Source organism: Microcella alkaliphila (assembly GCF_004216855.1).
Taxonomy (GTDB): Bacteria; Actinomycetota; Actinomycetes; order Actinomycetales; family Microbacteriaceae; genus Microcella; species Microcella alkaliphila.
Map to the genome: position 1 here is coordinate 140933 of NZ_SGXT01000018.1, position 16845 is coordinate 157777.

21 protein-coding genes and 1 other RNA gene are annotated in these 16845 nt (G+C 68.7%); 18 read left to right on the top strand and 4 right to left on the bottom strand.

Translation table 11 applies throughout. The features are described from left to right. Positions 1 to 27 precede the first annotated feature (27 nt). Positions 28 to 1386, top strand: a complete 1359-nt coding sequence (locus tag EV140_RS11905) for a glutamine synthetase family protein (protein WP_130284207.1) — start codon at positions 28 to 30, stop codon at positions 1384 to 1386. Positions 1387 to 2264: 878 nt separating this feature from the next. Next, entirely contained in the window at positions 2265 to 2465 is a 201-nt protein-coding gene (locus EV140_RS11910) for a hypothetical protein (protein ID WP_130284209.1), read from the top strand. 62 nt (positions 2466 to 2527) lie between these two features. On the opposite strand, the gene EV140_RS11915 is transcribed toward EV140_RS11910, so the two are convergent. The 3 genes from EV140_RS11915 to EV140_RS11925 all read right to left on the bottom strand — a co-directional run bounded on the left by EV140_RS11915 (position 2528) and on the right by EV140_RS11925 (position 3924). Continuing rightward, on the bottom strand, positions 2528 to 2788 hold the full coding sequence (locus EV140_RS11915) for a Txe/YoeB family addiction module toxin (protein ID WP_130284211.1): 261 nt from the start codon (positions 2786 to 2788) through the stop codon (positions 2528 to 2530). Continuing rightward, positions 2785 to 3036, bottom strand: coding sequence for a type II toxin-antitoxin system Phd/YefM family antitoxin (locus tag EV140_RS11920; protein ID WP_096422528.1), 252 nt, complete (start codon positions 3034 to 3036; stop codon positions 2785 to 2787). Before EV140_RS11920 ends, EV140_RS11915 begins: the two co-directional genes overlap by 4 nt. A gap of 75 nt (positions 3037 to 3111) precedes the next feature. Next, complete coding sequence (locus EV140_RS11925; RefSeq protein WP_130284213.1) at positions 3112 to 3924, bottom strand: acetoacetate decarboxylase family protein; 813 nt, start codon at positions 3922 to 3924, stop codon at positions 3112 to 3114. 126 nt (positions 3925 to 4050) lie between these two features. Here EV140_RS11925 and EV140_RS11930 point away from each other — a divergent pair, with 126 nt between their 5' ends. From EV140_RS11930 to EV140_RS11960, 8 genes are all read left to right on the top strand, one after another. Then, positions 4051 to 5283: a TadA family conjugal transfer-associated ATPase gene (locus tag EV140_RS11930; protein WP_419866105.1), complete on the top strand. Its 1233-nt coding sequence runs from the start codon at positions 4051 to 4053 to the stop codon at positions 5281 to 5283. Next, positions 5280 to 6143 carry a type II secretion system F family protein gene (locus tag EV140_RS11935; RefSeq protein ID WP_130284215.1) on the top strand — a complete coding sequence of 288 codons (864 nt, stop codon included), beginning with the start codon at positions 5280 to 5282 and terminating at the stop codon, positions 6141 to 6143. Before EV140_RS11930 ends, EV140_RS11935 begins: the two co-directional genes overlap by 4 nt. Continuing rightward, a complete protein-coding gene (locus EV140_RS11940) occupies positions 6131 to 7078 on the top strand; it encodes a type II secretion system F family protein (RefSeq protein ID WP_241971433.1) in 948 nt (315 codons plus the stop codon). Before EV140_RS11935 ends, EV140_RS11940 begins: the two co-directional genes overlap by 13 nt. An 80-nt stretch (positions 7079 to 7158) precedes the next feature. After that, positions 7159 to 7335 (top strand): hypothetical protein, encoded by a 177-nt coding sequence (locus tag EV140_RS13385; protein ID WP_173826884.1) that lies wholly within the window; start codon positions 7159 to 7161, stop codon positions 7333 to 7335. Positions 7336 to 7382: 47 nt separating this feature from the next. Beyond that, positions 7383 to 7775 carry a TadE/TadG family type IV pilus assembly protein gene (locus EV140_RS11945; protein ID WP_130284217.1) on the top strand — a complete coding sequence of 131 codons (393 nt, stop codon included), beginning with the start codon at positions 7383 to 7385 and terminating at the stop codon, positions 7773 to 7775. Next, complete coding sequence (locus EV140_RS11950; protein ID WP_241971434.1) at positions 7750 to 8253, top strand: hypothetical protein; 504 nt, start codon at positions 7750 to 7752, stop codon at positions 8251 to 8253. Before EV140_RS11945 ends, EV140_RS11950 begins: the two co-directional genes overlap by 26 nt. Further along, entirely contained in the window at positions 8250 to 8720 is a 471-nt protein-coding gene (locus tag EV140_RS11955) for a pilus assembly protein TadG-related protein (protein WP_130284219.1), read from the top strand. Before EV140_RS11950 ends, EV140_RS11955 begins: the two co-directional genes overlap by 4 nt. 125 nt (positions 8721 to 8845) lie before the next feature. Then, positions 8846 to 9769, top strand: a complete 924-nt coding sequence (locus EV140_RS11960) for an SDR family NAD(P)-dependent oxidoreductase (RefSeq protein ID WP_130284221.1) — start codon at positions 8846 to 8848, stop codon at positions 9767 to 9769. Here EV140_RS11960 and EV140_RS11965 read toward each other — a convergent pair. Beyond that, positions 9766 to 10485: a hypothetical protein gene (locus tag EV140_RS11965; protein WP_130284223.1), complete on the bottom strand. Its 720-nt coding sequence runs from the start codon at positions 10483 to 10485 to the stop codon at positions 9766 to 9768. The two genes, EV140_RS11960 and EV140_RS11965, sit on opposite strands and share 4 nt — an antisense overlap. 96 nt (positions 10486 to 10581) lie before the next feature. Here EV140_RS11965 and prfB point away from each other — a divergent pair, with 96 nt between their 5' ends. The 8 genes from prfB to EV140_RS12000 all read left to right on the top strand — a co-directional run bounded on the left by prfB (position 10582) and on the right by EV140_RS12000 (position 16836). After that, positions 10582 to 11691: a peptide chain release factor 2 gene (gene prfB / locus EV140_RS11970; protein ID WP_130284225.1), complete on the top strand. Its 1110-nt coding sequence runs from the start codon at positions 10582 to 10584 to the stop codon at positions 11689 to 11691. 225 nt (positions 11692 to 11916) lie between these two features. Continuing rightward, positions 11917 to 12048 (top strand): hypothetical protein, encoded by a 132-nt coding sequence (locus EV140_RS13570; protein ID WP_277871114.1) that lies wholly within the window; start codon positions 11917 to 11919, stop codon positions 12046 to 12048. A 22-nt stretch (positions 12049 to 12070) separates the two neighbouring features. Continuing rightward, positions 12071 to 12805 carry a cell division ATP-binding protein FtsE gene (gene ftsE, locus EV140_RS11975; protein ID WP_096422510.1) on the top strand — a complete coding sequence of 245 codons (735 nt, stop codon included), beginning with the start codon at positions 12071 to 12073 and terminating at the stop codon, positions 12803 to 12805. Further along, positions 12802 to 13716, top strand: coding sequence for a permease-like cell division protein FtsX (gene ftsX / locus EV140_RS11980; protein WP_130284227.1), 915 nt, complete (start codon positions 12802 to 12804; stop codon positions 13714 to 13716). The genes ftsE and ftsX overlap by 4 nt, the downstream gene beginning before the upstream one ends. Before the next feature lie 133 nt (positions 13717 to 13849). Further along, positions 13850 to 14326 (top strand): SsrA-binding protein SmpB, encoded by a 477-nt coding sequence (gene smpB, locus EV140_RS11985; protein WP_130284229.1) that lies wholly within the window; start codon positions 13850 to 13852, stop codon positions 14324 to 14326. Between the two features lie 51 nt (positions 14327 to 14377). Further along, positions 14378 to 15850, top strand: a complete 1473-nt coding sequence (locus EV140_RS11990; protein ID WP_130284231.1) for an MFS transporter — start codon at positions 14378 to 14380, stop codon at positions 15848 to 15850. A gap of 172 nt (positions 15851 to 16022) precedes the next feature. Then, positions 16023 to 16393, top strand: a transfer-messenger RNA (tmRNA) gene (ssrA, locus tag EV140_RS11995). 71 nt (positions 16394 to 16464) lie between these two features. Further along, positions 16465 to 16836, top strand: a complete 372-nt coding sequence (locus EV140_RS12000; protein ID WP_130284233.1) for a YccF domain-containing protein — start codon at positions 16465 to 16467, stop codon at positions 16834 to 16836. Positions 16837 to 16845 lie beyond the last annotated feature (9 nt).

Genomic DNA, 16845 nt, shown 5'->3' on the forward strand with positions numbered 1-16845 from the left:
CCACGAGTGCCACAAGGGAGTCGCACCATGACGCACAGCCTCGCCAACCTGCAGAGCGAGCTCATCGCCGCCGAGATCGACGTGCTCCGCGTGATTTACGCCGACATTATCGGCACGATCCGCTCGAAGGATCTGCTCGTGAGCGAGCTCGACAAGATCCACCACGGTGGGCCGACCTTCTGCCAGGGCGTGTGGGTCACGACGACGCAGGGTGGCGTGCTCGACGGCGCCGACGTGCTCTCGAACGGGCTGGAGGACTTCGTCACGCAGATCGTTCCCGACTCGTGGCGGGCGCTGCCGTGGGAGCCGGGCGTCGCCTACGTGGTCGCAGGCGCGAACAACCCCGACATGACCCCGAACGAGCTCGCCCCGCGCACGCTGCTCGAGCGCATGGTGAACGAGTACGAAGAGCTCGGCCTCGTGCCGGTCGCCGGGCCCGAGCTCGAGTTCTACATCGCCGACGTCAACGACGACGGCACCTACCGCCGCGCGATCAACCCGTCGGGCCGCGTCTACACGTCTGGCGCGACGGTCGACCCCAAGGGAACATTCCTGCACCTGCTGCGCATGCTCGACCGCCTGCGCATCGGCGTGTTCGCCGGCAACCACGAGTTCAGCCCCAGCCAGTACGAGATCAACATCTGGCACGGTGAGGCGCTCGACGCGTGCGACCGCATCTGGATGCTCAAGGCCGGCGTCAAGGACGTCATCGCCCGCCTCGGCCAGGCCGCCACGTTCTCAGGAAAGCCGTGGAGCGACGAAGGGGGCAGCGGGTTCCACCTGCACCTATCGCTTGAGAGCCCGACGGGCGAGAACCTCATGCACGACGCGTCGGCGTCCGACGGGCTGAGCACGACGGCCCGCCACATGATCGCGGGCATCATGGAGCACGCGCCCGCCCTGGTCGCGATCTGCAACCCGACGATCAACTCGTTCCGCCGCCTCGGGCCCGACACGCTCGCGCCATACCGCGCCAACTGGGGCTTCGACAACCGCAGCGCGATGGTGCGCATCCCGCCGGAGCGCGGCGGCGGCACGCGACTCGAGATTCGCCTCGGCGACGGTGCCGCGAACGCCTACCTGATGACGGCGGCGCTGCTCGCCGCGGGTCTCGACGGCATCCGCCGCGAGTTGGAGCCGCCGCCCGTCGCCGTCGGATACGCCTACGAGGACGAGTCGTTCCCGGTGCTGCCGATGTCCCTCGGCGACGCCCTCGACGCCCTGCGCGCCGACGAACGCCTCCGCGAGCTGATGGGCGGCCCGCTGGTCGACGTCTTCGAGGTGATGAAGCGCGACGAGATCGATCGCTTCACCGAGGCGGTCGGCCCCGACATGCCCGACGAGGTCACCGAGTGGGAGGTCAAGGAGTACTTCCTCGACCTCTAGTCGAGGAGCGCCAAGCCGACACACGTAGTGGGTGTGAACCCGACGAACGACGATGTGACGATGTGATCGACCGTAATGCCGCGTACAGGCCGAGGTTGCGAGGGCCAACTCCTGCGCTCCACGCTCGTCTCTTCTTTCGAAAACGTTCCGCCGAAATCGTCGCCGGTTGACTCCCACTGGGCGGCCGCGTAAGCAAGTAGTGGTCAATTTAGCTTGAGTGTGTTACTGTCCGAATCACCTACGATCGGAGACACGGTGAAGCTAGGTGCCCTTCTATGTGAACGCTCGGATCAACAACGGATGGATCAATAACGCGGTGTACCGCGCGGCGGCCGCGGCAAACTGGGCTGTCTTCGCAAACAATCTGAGGAACGCTTCGTGAGAACACGTCGGTTACTCGCGGGTCTCGTTAGTTGTAGCCTCGCTAGTTTGCTCTATCTAGCGACCGCTGTATCTGTTCTCGGCGGGTGGGTCCCTCTCGCTGTCTCTTACTTGCTGCTAGGGGTGTGCGTAGGAGCATTAGCGGGTATTGCGGCCTCGCTGCCGTTCTTGTTAGGCAAGTTCAATACGGGGTGGGCGCTGCTTGCCGGAAGCGGCCTTGCGCTCGCGACGGGAGTCGCCTTATCCGCACTCGCTGGGACGATCCAGCCGGTCTGGCATGGCTTCGCAATCACAGCAGGATGGCTCATGACTCAGGTGTTTCTTGTTCGCACTCACGCCAGACGCGACGCATCGACCAGCCACGATACAGTCGGATAATTCTCAGTTAAACACCTGACGACATTTGCGACGGCCGTTGGTGAAATCAGTCGTGAGCTTAGGCTGTCCACCGCGTCTTCCACGCCGTTGCCTGCGCCCGCCAAGACGAGTTCTTCCCTGTGCTCGCGAAGTTCCTGGGGGATGCCGCCGATGCCCTGCGCGCCGACGAGCGCCTCATCGAGCTGATGGGCGGCCCGCTGGTCGACGTCTTCGAGGTGATGAAGCGCGACGAGATCGAGCGCTTCACCGAGGCGGTCGGCCCCGAGATGCCCGACGAGGTCACCGAGTGGGAGGTCAAGGAGTACTTCCTCGACCTCTAGTCGAGGAAGCGTGGGTGCTGTCTCGATCTCTAGTCGAGGAAGCGTGGGTGCCGTCTCGACCTCTAGTAGTGCGCCCGCGCCTGCAGAATCACGATGTGCTCGTCGGTGACGTAGTACACGAGCCGGTTGGTGTCGTCGATGCGGCGAGACCAGGCGCCCGACAGCACGTGCTTGAGTGGCTCGGGCTTGCCGATCCCTGCGAAGGGATCACGCAGTGCGTCGGCGATGAGGGTGTTGATGCGCTTTAGCGTCTTACGATCTTGGCTCTGCCAGAAGCCGTAGTCTTCCCAGCCGTGGGCGTCGAACGCCAGGGCGCGAGTCACGGGTCGACGAGGTCGTGCTGCTCGAACTCTCCGCGCCGGGCGCGCTCGATCGACGCGAGCAGCCGCTCGGCGTTGGCAGGGTTCCGCAGTAGGTGGGCGGTCTCGGCCATCGCGTCATAGTCGGCCTTCGACAGAATGACGGCGTTGCCGTGCTTCGACACCACTTCAACGGGCGCATGGTCGTCGTTCACCTGCTGGATGATCCCGAAGAGCGTCTTTCGCGCTTCGGATGCACTGATCGCGGTCATGACGGCCTCCCGAGTCGTACCACATACGGTACCACTCGGGTGTTCGTGGCGGCAGGGCATCCTGCCGCGCACACGCTAGATGCTCGGGTTCGACCGGTCGGCGACGAGCGTGCCGCCGTTGAAGGTCACGCCGATTTCGCGGTAGTAGGCACCGATTTTCTCGTGGATGGGCAGGATCGACGCGAGCTCGTCCCAGGGGGAGTCGTGCAGTTCGAGCTCGAAGTCGCCGCGCCAGGTGGCACCGACCTCGGCGTCGACTCCACCCATGGTGATGAGCTGGTCGAGTGAGTTGCCGGCTCCGGGTGTGATTGAGGGCATCCAGCGCGAGTGGAGCATGGGGTGCCCGTTGACGAAGCCGTTGCTGTCGCTCTCGGCTTCGAGGGTGACGACCAGCGAGGCCAGTCGGTGGTCGTAGGCGGCGAGCGAGGCGCCGATTTTCGCGCCCGGGGCGAGGCGCGGCGCGGCGCGCCCGACGTTCATGACGCGCGTGACGGCCATGCTCCCCAGCTTCTTCGGGTAGCCCTGGAACCAGCCGCGGGCGATCGCGAAGTCTCTTGTCACCCAGATGGCGACGCAGCGGGTGTAGGTCTGGCCGTCGTGCTTCACGCGCACGACGGCGAAGGTTTCGAGGTACTGCGAGCGCTGTGGGTCGAGCAGTTCCGCGCCCGACGCCGAGCACGACTGCCAGTCGGCCCAGATGAGAGCCACGGCACCGGGGTCGTCGTCGGCAAGCTCGAGGCCCTCGGGAAGGAGTGCGGCGACGTTCGCGGGGTCGGTGCGGTACTCGGCGGTGAGTAGCGTTCCGGAGTAGTACCACGGCATGTCGGGAATGATCGCGCTCTTGCCGGTGGGGGTTTGCGGGGCCATGAAGCCGGTGAGGTCAGCCATTGCCCCAGCCTAGCGATTCATTCGGAAACAAACGATAGGCATTTTCGGATGGCGTGCATCCCGAGCTGCGCCCGCTTGTGGACAGAAACTCGGATGCCCGCCCCACCCCCGCGCACAATGTCGCGCATGTCCACCCCCGTCGCCACCATCACCGACCGGGTGCGGGCCCGCGTGCGCAGCGAGCGCGTCGACCTGCACCGCGATCCCGACGCGGCCGAGCGTCTCGTGCGCGAAGAGCTGCGCGTCTACGCCGAGCGGTCGCTGTCGGGGGCGCTGCCGCGCATCCACGATGAGGTGCGCACGCACGGCGAGGTGCTCGCCGGCCTCACCGGGTATGGCGCCCTCCAGCCCTACTTCGACGACGCCGAGGTCGAAGAGATTTGGCTGAACGCGCCCGACGCGATCTTCGTCGCCCGCTCGGGTGTGACCGAGCGCGTGCCGCTCACGCTCACCGACGATCAGGTGCGCGTCATCGTCGAGCGGATGCTGCAGGCCACCGGTCGCCGGGTCGACTTGAGCTCCCCCTTCGTCGATGCGAGCCTGCCAGACGGCTCCCGCCTGCACGTCGCGATTCCCGATGTCACGCGACGCCACTGGGCGGTGAACGTGCGCAAGTTCTCGCAGCGCATCCGCTCGCTGACGCGCCTCGTCGAACTCGGCTCGCTTACTCCCCAGGCGGCCGAGTTTCTGCGCTTGAGCGTGCTGGCGGGTTGCAACATCCTCGTCAGCGGCGCGACGCACACCGGCAAGACGACGATGCTCGGTGCGCTGTTGGCGAGCGCCCGCCCGAGCGAGCGCATCATCACGGTGGAAGAGACGTTCGAGCTTGACCTCGACGCCCCTGACGTCGTCGCGATGCAGTGCCGCAGCGCAAACCTCGAGGGCACGGGCGAGATCACGCTGCGCCGCCTCATCAAGGAGGCGCTGCGCATGCGCCCCGACCGCCTCGTCGTCGGCGAGGTACGCGAGGCCGAGTCGCTCGACCTCCTCATCGCCCTGAATAGCGGAATGCCGGGCATGTGCTCGCTGCACGCCAACAGCGCACGGGATGCCCTCATCAAGCTCTCGACGCTGCCCCTCTTGGCCGGCCGCAATATCGACTCGTCGTTCGTCGTGCCGACGGTCGCGAGCGCGATCGACATCGTCGTGCACCTCGAACTCGCTCCGGACAGGGGCCGTCGCGTGCGCGAGATCGTTGCCCCGACCGGCGCGGTCGCCGCCGACGGAATCACGGATGCGCCCCTCTTCGTCCGCGACGCTCTCGGCAATCTGGTCGCCACCGGCTCGCTTCCGCCCCGCCCGCAGAAGTTCGCCGACGCGGGGCTCGACCCGCGCCCCGTGATCGGCCACGCCGCATGACCGTCGTCGTCGCCCTGCTCCTCTCCGCGGGAGTACTGCTGGTCGCCTCGCCCTGGCTCTGGCCTCGAACCCCGAAACCGGCGGATGCTCGCCCCGGCTCCCCCGGACGCCTCGCCGACCTGCTCGCCCGCGCGGGCCTCGCCGCGGTGTCGCCCGCCGTGCTCGTCGCCGTGATGGTGGTCTTGGCGGTAATCGGCGCGGGCCTCGTCCTCCTGCTGGTCCCTGTTCTCGCCCTCGCTCCGGCGGCGGCGGCCGTATGCGCGGTGGCTCCGATCCTGCTCCTGCGCGCTCGCGCCGCCGCCCGGCGCCGCGCGCTGCGCGCCCTCTGGCCTGACGTCGTTGACCTGCTGTTGTCGAGCATCCGTGCGGGGCGTGGGCTTCCCGACGCGATCAGCGCGCTGGGCGACAGCGCGCCCGACGCGGTCCGCCCGGCATTCGTCGCGTTTCGCCGCGACTGGATGCGCACCGCCCGTTTCGATGAGAGCCTCGACACCCTGAAGCGAAGCCTCGCCGACCCGGTCGCCGACCGCATCGTCGAGACGCTCCGCATGGCGCGGGAGGTGGGCGGCACCGAGCTGCCCGCGGTGCTGCGGTCGCTGTCGCACTACCTGCGTGCCGAGGTGGCGGTGCGCGGCGAGGTTGAGGCGCGCCAGTCGTGGGTGCGCACGGCCGCGCGGCTCGGCGTCGCAGCGCCCTGGGTGGTGCTGCTCATGCTCGGCTCGCGCCCTGAGGCTCAGGCCGCCTACAACACTCCGGGTGGCGTTGCGCTCGTCGCCGCGGGCCTCGCGGCAACCCTCGTGGCGTACCGACTGATGGTCGCGATCGGCCGCCTGCCCGAAGAAGGACGGTGGTTCCGGTGAATCCCGCCCTCGCGGCCGCCCTCGTCGCCGGCGGCACCCTAGGCCTCGGGCTGTGGTTGCTCGCGAGCACCGTGCCACGCATCGGCCGCCCTCGGCTCGACCAGCGCCTCGCGCCCTACCTCGTCGATGTCAGCCCGGTCGCCGCCCAGCTTGTCGCCCCGCGACGGTCCGACCCATTGCCCGTGCTCGGCGCGTTGCTCGCCCCGCTTGCCGAGCGTGGCACTCGGCTCCTCGAGTCCGTCCTCGGGGGCGAGACGACCATTCGCACGCGACTTCGGCAGTCCGGCTCCTCCGCGACGGTGGGCGGCCACCGCACCCGTCAACTCTCCGGGGCCGTGATTGGCGCCGCAGCCGGTGCCGCGCTCGGAGTCGTCGCCGGCCGCGAGTCGCTGGCCGTCATCCCGGTCGCCATTGTCGGGATTGGCGCCGGCGCGATCGCCGGCATCGCCCTCGTGGATGCTCTTCTCGCGCGGGCGGCGAAGCGCCGCTCCCAGCGCATCGCCCAGGAATTCCCCACCGTCGTGGAGTTCCTCGCCTTGAGCGTGGCGGCGGGGGAGTCCATCGTGGAGGCGCTGCGTCGGGTTGCCCGCACGGGCAGTGGAGAGTTTGCTGGCGAACTCGACCGCGTGGTGTCTCGGCAGGCGGCTGGCCAGCCGATAGCGGAGGGCCTCGCCGAACTGCGCGACGAGTTGGCGATCCCGCCGGTGTCGCGCCTGGTCGATCAGGTGTTGGCGGCAATCGAACGGGGTACGCCCTTGACCGAGGTGCTAAGAGCCCAGGCGGCCGACGCCCGCGACGACGCCAAGCGTTCGCTGCTCGAGGCGGCGGGCACCCGCGAGGTCGCGATGCTCATCCCGCTGGTGTTCCTCATCTTGCCGGTGACCGTGCTGTTCGCGGTGTACCCGGGTTTGCTCGTCCTGCAGTTCGGCTTCTGACGCCTGTGGACAGGTCACCACTCGCCTCACTGGAACGCGCATTATTGCTCGCGTTCATCCCGCCCCCGGAAGGAATCGTCATGTCCCGTCTCCGCGCCCGACTCGCCCGCCACCTCGACGATGACCGAGGGGATGTGCCCGGCTGGGTTCTCATCACCCTCATGACCGCGGGCCTCGTCATCCTGATCTGGGCGCTCGCCGGCCCCGCCCTGTCTGGCGTCTTCCAGCAGGCGATCGACCGCGTAGCGACCTTTTAGGCGCGCGACGACAACGACAGCGACGCCCGCCCCCGCATTCGGCGCCCATGACGACTCGACGACTCGACGACGACCGCGGCTCGGCCCCGGTCGAGTTCGTGCTCGTCGGCACGCTCCTGACCCTCGTGCTGCTGGCCGTGCTGCAGCTGGCTCTCGCCCTGCACGTGCGCACCACGCTGATCGACGCCGCTGCCGAGGGGGCGCGCTTCGCGGCGCTTGCCGACAATTCGCTCGAGGCGGGCGTTGAGCGCTCCCGCGAGCTCATCGCGACCGCGATCGGGCCGCGCTACGCCGGCGACGTGGGCGCCGGCTTCGGAACGTTCGGCGAGCATCCCGTTGTCGTGGTGACGGTTCGCGCGCCGCTACCGATGGTGGGGCTGTTCGGCATTGACGGAGCCCTGGAGGTGAGCGGCCGTGCGGCGCTCGAACCGCTGCGCTGAGATTCGACGGCGGAGCGACGCCCGGCGCCGTCTCCTCGACCGCGCGGCGGCCGACGACGGCTCCGCTTCGCTCGAATTCATCACCGCCGGAATGCTCCTACTCATTCCCCTCGTGTACCTCATCGTCGCGCTCGCCACGATTCAGTCGGCCGCGCTCGCCACCGAGGGGGCGGCCCGCCACGCAGCCCGCGTGTTCGTGCAGGCTCCCGACACCGCGGCCGGAAGTGCCGCGGCCGCGCGGGCGCTCGAGCTCGCGCTCGCCGATCACGGGGTCGCCGCCGAGGCCGTCGACATCACGATCTCGTGCCAGCCGAACCCGACCGCGTGCCACACGCGCCGAGGCTGGGTCACGGTCGAGGTCAGCGCCCGCGTTCCGCTGCCGCTCGTCCCCGACGCGCTCGACCTGCGCACCCCACTCGCCGTGCCCGTCGACGCGGCCGCCACCCAGCAGGTCTCGCGGTTCTGGGGCGCGCGATGAGGCGACGAGCGCGCGCGACGTCGCCCCGCGCATCCCGGATGCTCGCCGACGACACCGGATCGATCCTCCCGCTGATTGCGGGGTACGCCGCGCTCGGACTCGTCGTCGTGCTGCTGGTCTCGGCCGCCACCTCGCTCTACCTCGAACGCAAGCGACTGTTCACGCTGGCCGACGGGGCCGCGCTCGTCGGAGCTGAGTCGTTCGATCTCGACGCGGTGCGCGCGCCCGACGGCAGCCTGCGACCGAGGCTTGACGATGCCGGCGTCGCGCGCGACGTGAGCGCGTACCTGAGCGAGGCGCCCACGTCGGGATTCGAGGCCCTGCGCCTCGTTGCCGCCCGCACCCCCGACGGGGTCTCCGCCGAGGTGACGCTCGAGGCCGCCTGGCGCCCGCCCGTCGTCACCCTGTTCGTGCCGGAGGGGCTCACGATCGAGGTGACGGCGACCGCCCGCAGCGTGCTGCAGTAGCGTCCGCAGCACCCGCGCCGTCACACCCCGCGCCGTCGACACCTGGCCGCACAAAACCTGCGCGCTCACTGAGTTTTCTGAGTGCCCCATGCACGTTCCCAGAGTGCGGCCGATACGCTCACCGCATGACCAACCTGGAGGGCGCGTCGATCATCGTCGTGGGCGCAACCGGCGGCCTCGGCCGGCACATCGCGCGCCTGCTGCACGAGCGCGGCGCGAAGCTCACGCTGAGCGGCCGAAACATGACCAACCTCGAAGCGCTCGGTATCCCGGCGACGCTCGTGCCCGGCGACCTGGCCGATCCCACCTTCGCCCGCACTCTCGTCGCGACGGCCGTCACCGCCAACGGCAGGCTCGACGGAGTCATCAACGCCGCCGGAGTCGTCGCGTTCGGCCCCGTCGCCGAACTCACCAATGAGACCCTCGAGCAGCTCTGGCAGGTCAACGCCGCCGGGCCCGTGCGCGTCATGCGCGCCGCCACCGACTCGCTCGCGACGAGCGCCGAAGCCGGGGGAGAGCCCTTCGTCGTCACCCTGTCGGGTCTCGTCGCCGAGAGTCCCACCAACGGTCTCGCCGCCTACTCCGCAGTCAAGACGGCCCTGCACGCGTTCACGCAGGTCGCCGCGCGTGAGCTGCGCCGCCAGAAAATCCGCGTCCTGGATGCCCGGCCCGGCCACACCGAGACCGAGCTGTCACGGCACCCCATCGCGGGCGAGACGCCGAAATTCCCCACCGGGTACCTCCCCGAGGCGGTCGCCGCTCGCATCGTCGAGGCGATCGTGAACGGTGAGAAGGATCTGCCGTCGACCGCCTTCACCGACATCCCGGCGGCGCCCACCGAGACAGTTCCCGCCCCCGAGCATCCCGTCGACGCCGACATGCATCCGGCGGCGCGGATGGCCGCCGAGATGTCGCTCGAGGTCGCCACTCCGCTGAGTACGCAGTCGGCCGCGAGCGCGCAGTCGGTGTCGAGCGTGCGCTCGGCCTCCAGCGCCCACTCCCCGTCGAGTGCCCAGGCAGCCCCACCCGCGCCCGACAGCAGCACTTAGCGCGCGACGCCGGCGAACTGCAGCGCGACTGCCAGGTCGAGCAGATAGTGGATGCCCACAAGGTAGGGCAGCAGCACGGGCCTACGCGACAGGGCGAGCGCGAGAAACACGGCGAAGGCGACGAACATCAGCGCCCGCCAGGCGATGAACGCTGGGTCGGCGCTCAGCGGAAGCGCCACGTGCTGCACCGCGAGCGCGCCACCGGCGATCAGAACGGCGCTCCACTCGCCGAGGCCCCGCTCGCGCAGTTCGGGCAGCACGATGCCGAAGTACAGCGGCAGCTCGACCGCCGCCGTTGTCAGCGGAAACACGACGACGACCGGGATGATCGCCCACGCCGGCAGCGGCTGCACGAGCGCGGCGACCGCCAGCTGCGGAGCGCCGAACAGCAGGGCACCGAGACCGAGGCTTCCCGCGGCTCCGAGTGCCAGCGCGATCACCGTCACGAGCGCGACCAGCCCCAGCACGCGCGGCACGCGGTGCGGCTCGACGCGGTACACGTCGCGCAGGCGTCTGTCGTGGCGGTGCAGCCACCATCGCATCAGCACGAGCGAGACGACGTTCACCACGATTGCCGTGAGGGGCCACCAGGCGCCGGCCGCCGCGAACGGTTCGGCGACGCCCGCGAGCGCGAAGATCAGCGTGAGCAGCACCTGCCCGGCGGCGAACAGCGCGAGGCGGTGCGTCAGCGCGGCAGTCAGCGTGGCGGTCGACACGGGGTTCCTTTACACACATCGGGATGCACGGGGCGACGTCACTGCGACCCTAACGCTCGGGGGCGGCGCTGGCCACGCCGATAGGCTGGGGGCACAATGATCGACCTCGATTTTTCTGAGCGCATCGCCGCCGCCCGCTCCACCTTCCGCGACATCCGCGCCGTCGTCGACGTCGACCGCCTCGCCGCGGAGACCGCCGAGCTGGGAGAGAAGGCCGCCGCCCCCGACCTGTGGGACGACGTCGACGCCGCCCAGAAGGTGACGAGCGCGCTCAGCCACAAGCAGGCCGAACTGAAGCGCATCACCGAACTCGAGCAGCGCCTCGACGACCTCGACGTGCTCATCGAGATGGCGCGCGAGGCCGACGACGCCGATGCGGCCGCCGAGGCCGCCGACGAGTTGGCATCCATCGAGAAGACGCTCGCTGATCTTGAGGTGCAGACCCTGCTCGATGGCGAGTACGACGACCGCCCTGCCGTCGTGACGATTCGCTCGGGCGCCGGCGGCGTCGACGCCGCCGACTTCGCTGAGATGCTGCAGCGCATGTACCTGCGCTGGGCCGAGCAGCACGGCTACCCGGCGACCGTCATGGACACCTCCTACGCCGAAGAGGCCGGTATCAAGTCGACGACGTTCCAGATCGACGCCCCGCACGCGTTCGGGCTGCTCAGCGTCGAGGCGGGCACCCACCGACTCGTGCGCATGAGCCCCTTCGGCGCGGCCGGCAAACGCCAGACGAGCTTCGCCGCAGTCGAGGTGATTCCCCTCATGGAGGAGACCGCCGAGATCGAGATTCCCGAATCCGACATCCGCGTCGACGTGTTTCGCTCGTCGGGCCCCGGTGGGCAGAGCGTCAACACGACCGACTCGGCCGTGCGCATCACGCACCTGCCGACCGGCACCGTGGTGTCGATGCAGAACGAGAAGAGCCAGATCCAGAACCGCGCGGCCGCCATGCGCGTGTTGCAGTCGCGGCTGCTCCTGCTGCAGAAAGAGCAGGAAGCCGCGACGAAGAAAGAGCTCGCGGGCACCATCACCGCCAGCTGGGGCGACCAGATGCGCTCCTACGTGCTCGCGCCGTACCAAATGGTGAAAGACCTCCGCACCGAGCACGAAGAGGGCAACCCCTCGAAGGTGTTCGACGGCGACCTCGACGCGTTCATCGCCGCCGGCATCAAGTGGCGCAAGCAGCGACCGGTCGATTAGGGAAGCGCATCGCGGTGCTCGACGGTCGCCGCATGGGCACGCCGACGCGGGCCGACTAGAGGCCGCGCCGTGGCGCACCGCTCTGCCCCGCCCCGCCACTCCGCACTGCCTCTCACTGCCCCGCCCCGCTCCACTCGGCCACTCGTGCGCCGCGTGCCGCGGACTGCGTGTCGCGTCGCCCCGGTAACGAGCCCGACACGCCGAGGCAGCTGCCGACTGACCGGCGTGGCGCAGCCGCGCGCCGGGGGAGAGCGACACTCGGCACCCCACCGGCCGCAGCAGCAGGTCCCGGCCATCGCGAACAAGGGGCGGCTGGGAGTCGTGACCATGCGGGCGTGGCTGCCCCGCGCATCCTGAACCCGCGCCTACGCTGACCGGCGTGATTCGATTCGATGAGGTCACCAAGGTGTACCGCGGCAACGCGAGGCCGGCGCTGAACGCCGTCGACCTCGAAATTCTCGCGGGCGAGTTCGTCTTCCTCGTGGGCGCGTCCGGCTCGGGTAAGTCGAGCTTTTTGCGCCTCGTGCTGAAGGAGGAGCGCCCCACCTCGGGGCAGATCCACGTGCTCGGGCAAGACCTCGGCCGCATCTCGAGCCGCAAGGTGCCGTACTTCCGCCGCAACCTCGGCGTCGTCTTCCAAGACTTCCGGCTTCTGCCGAACAAGACCGTGTTCGACAACGTCGCCTTCACCCTGCAGGTCATCGGCAAGTCGAAGGGATTCATCCACGAGGCCGTGCCCGACGCGCTCGCGACCGTCGGCCTCGACGGCAAGGGCGGGCGCTTCCCGCACGAGCTGTCGGGCGGCGAGCAGCAGCGCGTCGCGATCGCGCGCGCCGTCGTCAACAAGCCGTCGATCCTGCTCGCCGACGAGCCGACCGGAAACCTCGACCCCGCAACCTCCGACGGCATCATGACTCTCTTGCAGCGCATCAACGCGAACGGCACGACCGTCGTCATGGCCACCCACGACGTCGGCATCGTCGACCGGCTGCAGCGCCGCGTTGTCGAACTCGTCGGCGGCCGCATCGTGCGCGACGAGCGCGGCGGCAGCTACACCCAGGCCGTGCCGCTTGTGCGCGAGCAGTCCTTCGGCCCGGCGGAGGTCACCCCGTGAGACTCGGACTCGTTCTCAGCGAGGTCGGGCAGGGGCTTCGCCGCAACCTCTCGATGGTCGTCTCGGTCGTGCTCGTGACCTTCATCTCGCTGACCTTCGTCGGCACCGCGATCCTCCTGCAGTCGCAGATCACCCAAATGAAGACGTACTGGTTCGACCGCGCCCAGGTCGCGGTGTACTTCTGCACCGACTTCACGACCGCCGGCAGCTGCGACCAGCAGGCCGCCACCGACGATCAGATCGCCGCCGTTGAAGCGCAGCTGCAGTCCGCGACGCTCGCACCGTTCATCGACGCGTACTACTTCGAAGACCAAGAGCTCGCCTTCCAGAACTTCCAAGACCAATTCGCCGGCAACGCGATCGCCTCCCTCGTCACGCCCGAACTCATGACCGAGGCATTCTGGGTGAACCTCGTCGACCCCGAGCAGAGCCAGATCCTCTCCGACGCGCTCGCGGGCCTCGCCGGGGTCGAGTCGGTTGTCGACCAGCGCAGTTACCTCGACCAGATCTTCGCCATCCTGAACGCGTCGAGCCTCACGGCGGTGGGCATCGCCGCCCTCATGCTTGTCGCCGCCGCCCTGCTGATCGCCACCACGATCCGCCTGAGCGCCTTCTCGCGTCGACGCGAGCTCGGCATCATGCGCCTTGTCGGAGCCTCCAACCGCTTCATCCAGACCCCGTTCGTGCTCGAAGGCGTCGTCGCGGCCCTGCTCGGCTCGCTGCTCGCCGGCGGCGCCGTCATCGCGATCGTGCACTTCTTCGTACAGGGCTATCTGACGCAAACTCTCCCGGGCACGAGCTTCGTCACCGTCAACGACGCGCTCATCGTCGCGCCCGTGCTGCTCGTCGCCGGCGGGCTGCTCGCCGCGATCGCGTCGAACGTCGCAATCAGCCGGTATCTGCGCGTCTGATCGCTCGCGACCGACGCGCACCGAGCATCCAACAGAAATGGATGCTCGGGGCCGGGCTATGCTGGAGGGCTGCGCGCTGCCCCGCGCGCCCGGGCGAGAGAACTCGCAACGCTGAGCCGAGAGGAGGGGCGCCATGCCGAAAGAGCAGGGTCAGAAGGTCGTGGCGACCAACCGCAAGGCGCGTCACGACTACACGATCGAGGACACCTTCGAGGCCGGGCTCGTTCTGAGCGGCACTGAGGTGAAGTCGCTGCGGCAAGGCCGGGCGAGCCTCGTCGACGGCTACGGCTTCATCGACGGCGGAGAAGCGTGGCTTGATGCCGTGCACATCCCCGAGTACTCGCAGGGCACCTGGACGAACCACGCCCCGCGCCGCAAGCGGAAACTTCTTCTGCACAAGCAGCAGATCATCAAGATCAGCCAGAAGACCAAAGAGGGCGGCTACACGCTGATTCCGCTGAGCATTTACTTCAGCGACGGCCGCGCGAAGGTCGAACTGGCGGTCGCGAAGGGTAAGCGCGAGTACGACAAGCGCCAGACGCTGCGCGAGAAGCAAGACAAGCGCGAGGCCGAGCGCGCGATGCGCAGCCGCAACCGCCTCGGCGAGTAGGGGAGCGCGCTCACCGGGCGCACAGCATCCCCCGGTCTATGCTCGACCCTTGTGGCAGACGGCGCGCGCGACGAGGTGACGTACTCCGACCGCACCCGTTGGCAGGCGTTCGCGATCGCCGTCGCGGTCGCTTCGCTCACGATTCTCGACCTGTCGAAGGTGAACGTCGGCATTCCGGCGATCGAGCAGGCGCTCGGCGCTGGCCCCACCGAGGTGCAGCTGATCGTCGCCGGCTACGTGCTCGCGTTCGGCGTGGTGCTCGTGCCGGCCGGTCGCTGGGGTGACCTGAACTCGCGGCGACGGATGTTCCTCGCCGGGCTCGTCGTCTTCTTGCTCGCCAGTCTGTTCTGCGCCATCGCGCCGAGTGTCGAGGTGCTGATCGCCTCGCGCATCCTGCAGGGCATCTCGGCGGGGCTGCTCATGCCGCAGGTGCTCGGGCTCACCCAGCAGCTCTTCCAGGGCCCGGCGCGCGGGCGCGCGTTCGGCATCTTCGGCGCCGTCATCGGGCTTTCGACCGCCTTCGGTCCGACCCTGGGCGGCCTCTTCGTCAGCCTCGGCAGCGACGACGTCGGCTGGCGCCTCATCTTCTGGATGAACGTGCCGCTCGTGCTGCTGCTGTTCCCGTTCGCGTACAAGCTGCTGCCCCGCACCCAACCTGCCTCCGACGGACCGGCCGACCTCGATCTCGTCGGCACCGCGTTGCTCGGCGCGGGCGTGCTGGCGCTCATGCTGCCGTTCGTGCTGACGACGGGCAGCCCGGACGACAATCCCGCGCGCTGGTGGTTCCTTAGCGTCTTCGTCGCCATCGCCGCGCTGTTCATCGCGTGGGAGCGCCGCTACCTCGCCGCCGGCCGCACGGCGATCGTCGACTTCACGCTGTTCCGCATCCACAGCTACCGCAACGCGACCGTGCTGGCGATGGCCTACTTCGCCGCCATGCCGGCGACCTTCCTCACGCTCACGCTGTTCCTTCAGCTCGGGCTCGATCTTCCTGCCGTGTACGCCGGAATGGTCACAATCCCGTTCGCCCTGGCGAGCGCCGTGACCTCCTTCTACTCGGGGAAGGTCGTCGATCGTTACGGGCGCCTCGTCGTCGTCGTCGGACTCGTCGGCGTGCTCGTCGGTCTCGGCGGAGCGGTCGCCTCGGCCTTGCTGTTGCCGCCCATCGCCGTGCCGTGGGCGATGGCCGTCGCAATGCTTGTTGCCGGGGCCGGCGGAGGGGCCGTCATCGCCCCCAACCAGACCCTCGCCCTTGCGGAGGTGCCCGTCACCTCGGGCGGCGTCGCCGGCTCGATCGGCCAGGTCGGCCAGCGCGTCGGCACGGCCGTCGGCCTCGCCGCGGCCGTCTCGGCCTTCTACGCGACCGTCTACCGCGAGGAGGGCATGTTCTCGCAGCTGGTCGTCTACCAGGACGCCTACCGCAACGCTGGGGGCGTGATCGTGCTGTTCGTGTCGATCGCGTTCATCGTCGCCGTCGTCGACCTTCGTGCTCGGCGTGCGGGCAGGGTTCCCGACAGGGTCTAGGGCGGCTATACTGAAGGGCTACGCCGCGGGTCCCGCGAGCGTGTGAGAACGCCGGTGGCCGGCCCGAACGGCCGCCAACGGCTTACGAAACTCCACAGTGCGTGACAGCGCTTCGCTCGCACGGGCATCCGTTTTTCATTTTTTGAGGGCGGATGCACGCTGCGAGTCCCACGGGGATGATCGGTTTCGACACTGCCTGCGAAACTGTGAGAAGCGGGTCGAGGATGCAGGGTTATCTCGTAAACGCTCCCTGTAACCAACAGGTGCCAATGCTAAGCGCACCGACTTCGCTCTCGCCGCCTAAGGCAGAGTAGATAGTCCGTCAGCCCGGGTTCGCCTCCGCCCCGGTCGCTGGCGTCATTGAGGGGGCTTGCTGCGTGGTTGTGTCTCAGGGCCACGCGGGACTCGAACTGAGGCTGGGCCCGTCGACCTAGGGGTCTGCAACAAAGGTCGGGGCCGAGCAGAACGTCTCAGCAGACTACGCCCGTAGAAGGCTCAGGCTCACAGCAGTGGACGGGGGTTCGATTCCCCCCATCTCCACCATGGGTTGTTGTCACGCACTGTCGGAGGGTTCGCGCGCCCGTGTTTGTGCGCTGCCCTGCAAGACTGGGACCATGCGCGTCATCCTCAACGTGATCTGGCTCATTCTGTCGGGCCTGTGGCTGTTCCTCGGCTACGCGCTGGCGGCCCTGATCATGGTCGTGCTCATCGTCACGATTCCGTGGGGTATTGCCGCGTGGCGCATCGGCGTGTATTCGCTATGGCCGTTCGGCAAGACCGTGGTCGATCGCCGCACCGCCGGGGTGGGGTCCGCGCTCGGCAACATCGTGTGGGTGGTCCTCGCCGGCTGGTGGCTCGCGATCGGACACATCCTGTCGGCTCTTGCCCTCGCAATCACGATCATCGGCATCCCGTTCGCCTGGGCGAACCTGAAGATGGTGCCCGTCGCGTTGCTGCCGCTCGGCAAGCAGATCGTCGACATGTAAAAAATTATT

Excerpts from the sequence above, each read along its gene's own strand:
- EV140_RS11905 (WP_130284207.1), top strand. The coding sequence starts at position 28 with ATGACGCACAGCCTCGCCAACCTGCAGAGCGAGCTCATCGCCGCCGAG.
- EV140_RS11920 (WP_096422528.1), bottom strand. The coding sequence starts at position 3,036 with ATGACCGCGATCAGTGCATCCGAAGCGCGAAAGACGCTCTTCGGGATC.
- EV140_RS11925 (WP_130284213.1), bottom strand. The coding sequence starts at position 3,924 with ATGGCTGACCTCACCGGCTTCATGGCCCCGCAAACCCCCACCGGCAAG.
- EV140_RS11930 (WP_419866105.1), top strand. The coding sequence starts at position 4,051 with ATGTCCACCCCCGTCGCCACCATCACCGACCGGGTGCGGGCCCGCGTG.
- EV140_RS11935 (WP_130284215.1), top strand. The coding sequence starts at position 5,280 with ATGACCGTCGTCGTCGCCCTGCTCCTCTCCGCGGGAGTACTGCTGGTC.
- EV140_RS13385 (WP_173826884.1), top strand. The coding sequence starts at position 7,159 with ATGTCCCGTCTCCGCGCCCGACTCGCCCGCCACCTCGACGATGACCGA.
- EV140_RS11945 (WP_130284217.1), top strand. The coding sequence starts at position 7,383 with ATGACGACTCGACGACTCGACGACGACCGCGGCTCGGCCCCGGTCGAG.
- EV140_RS11955 (WP_130284219.1), top strand. The coding sequence starts at position 8,250 with ATGAGGCGACGAGCGCGCGCGACGTCGCCCCGCGCATCCCGGATGCTC.
- EV140_RS11960 (WP_130284221.1), top strand. The coding sequence starts at position 8,846 with ATGACCAACCTGGAGGGCGCGTCGATCATCGTCGTGGGCGCAACCGGC.
- prfB (WP_130284225.1), top strand. The coding sequence starts at position 10,582 with ATGATCGACCTCGATTTTTCTGAGCGCATCGCCGCCGCCCGCTCCACC.
- smpB (WP_130284229.1), top strand. The coding sequence starts at position 13,850 with ATGCCGAAAGAGCAGGGTCAGAAGGTCGTGGCGACCAACCGCAAGGCG.
- EV140_RS12000 (WP_130284233.1), top strand. The coding sequence starts at position 16,465 with ATGCGCGTCATCCTCAACGTGATCTGGCTCATTCTGTCGGGCCTGTGG.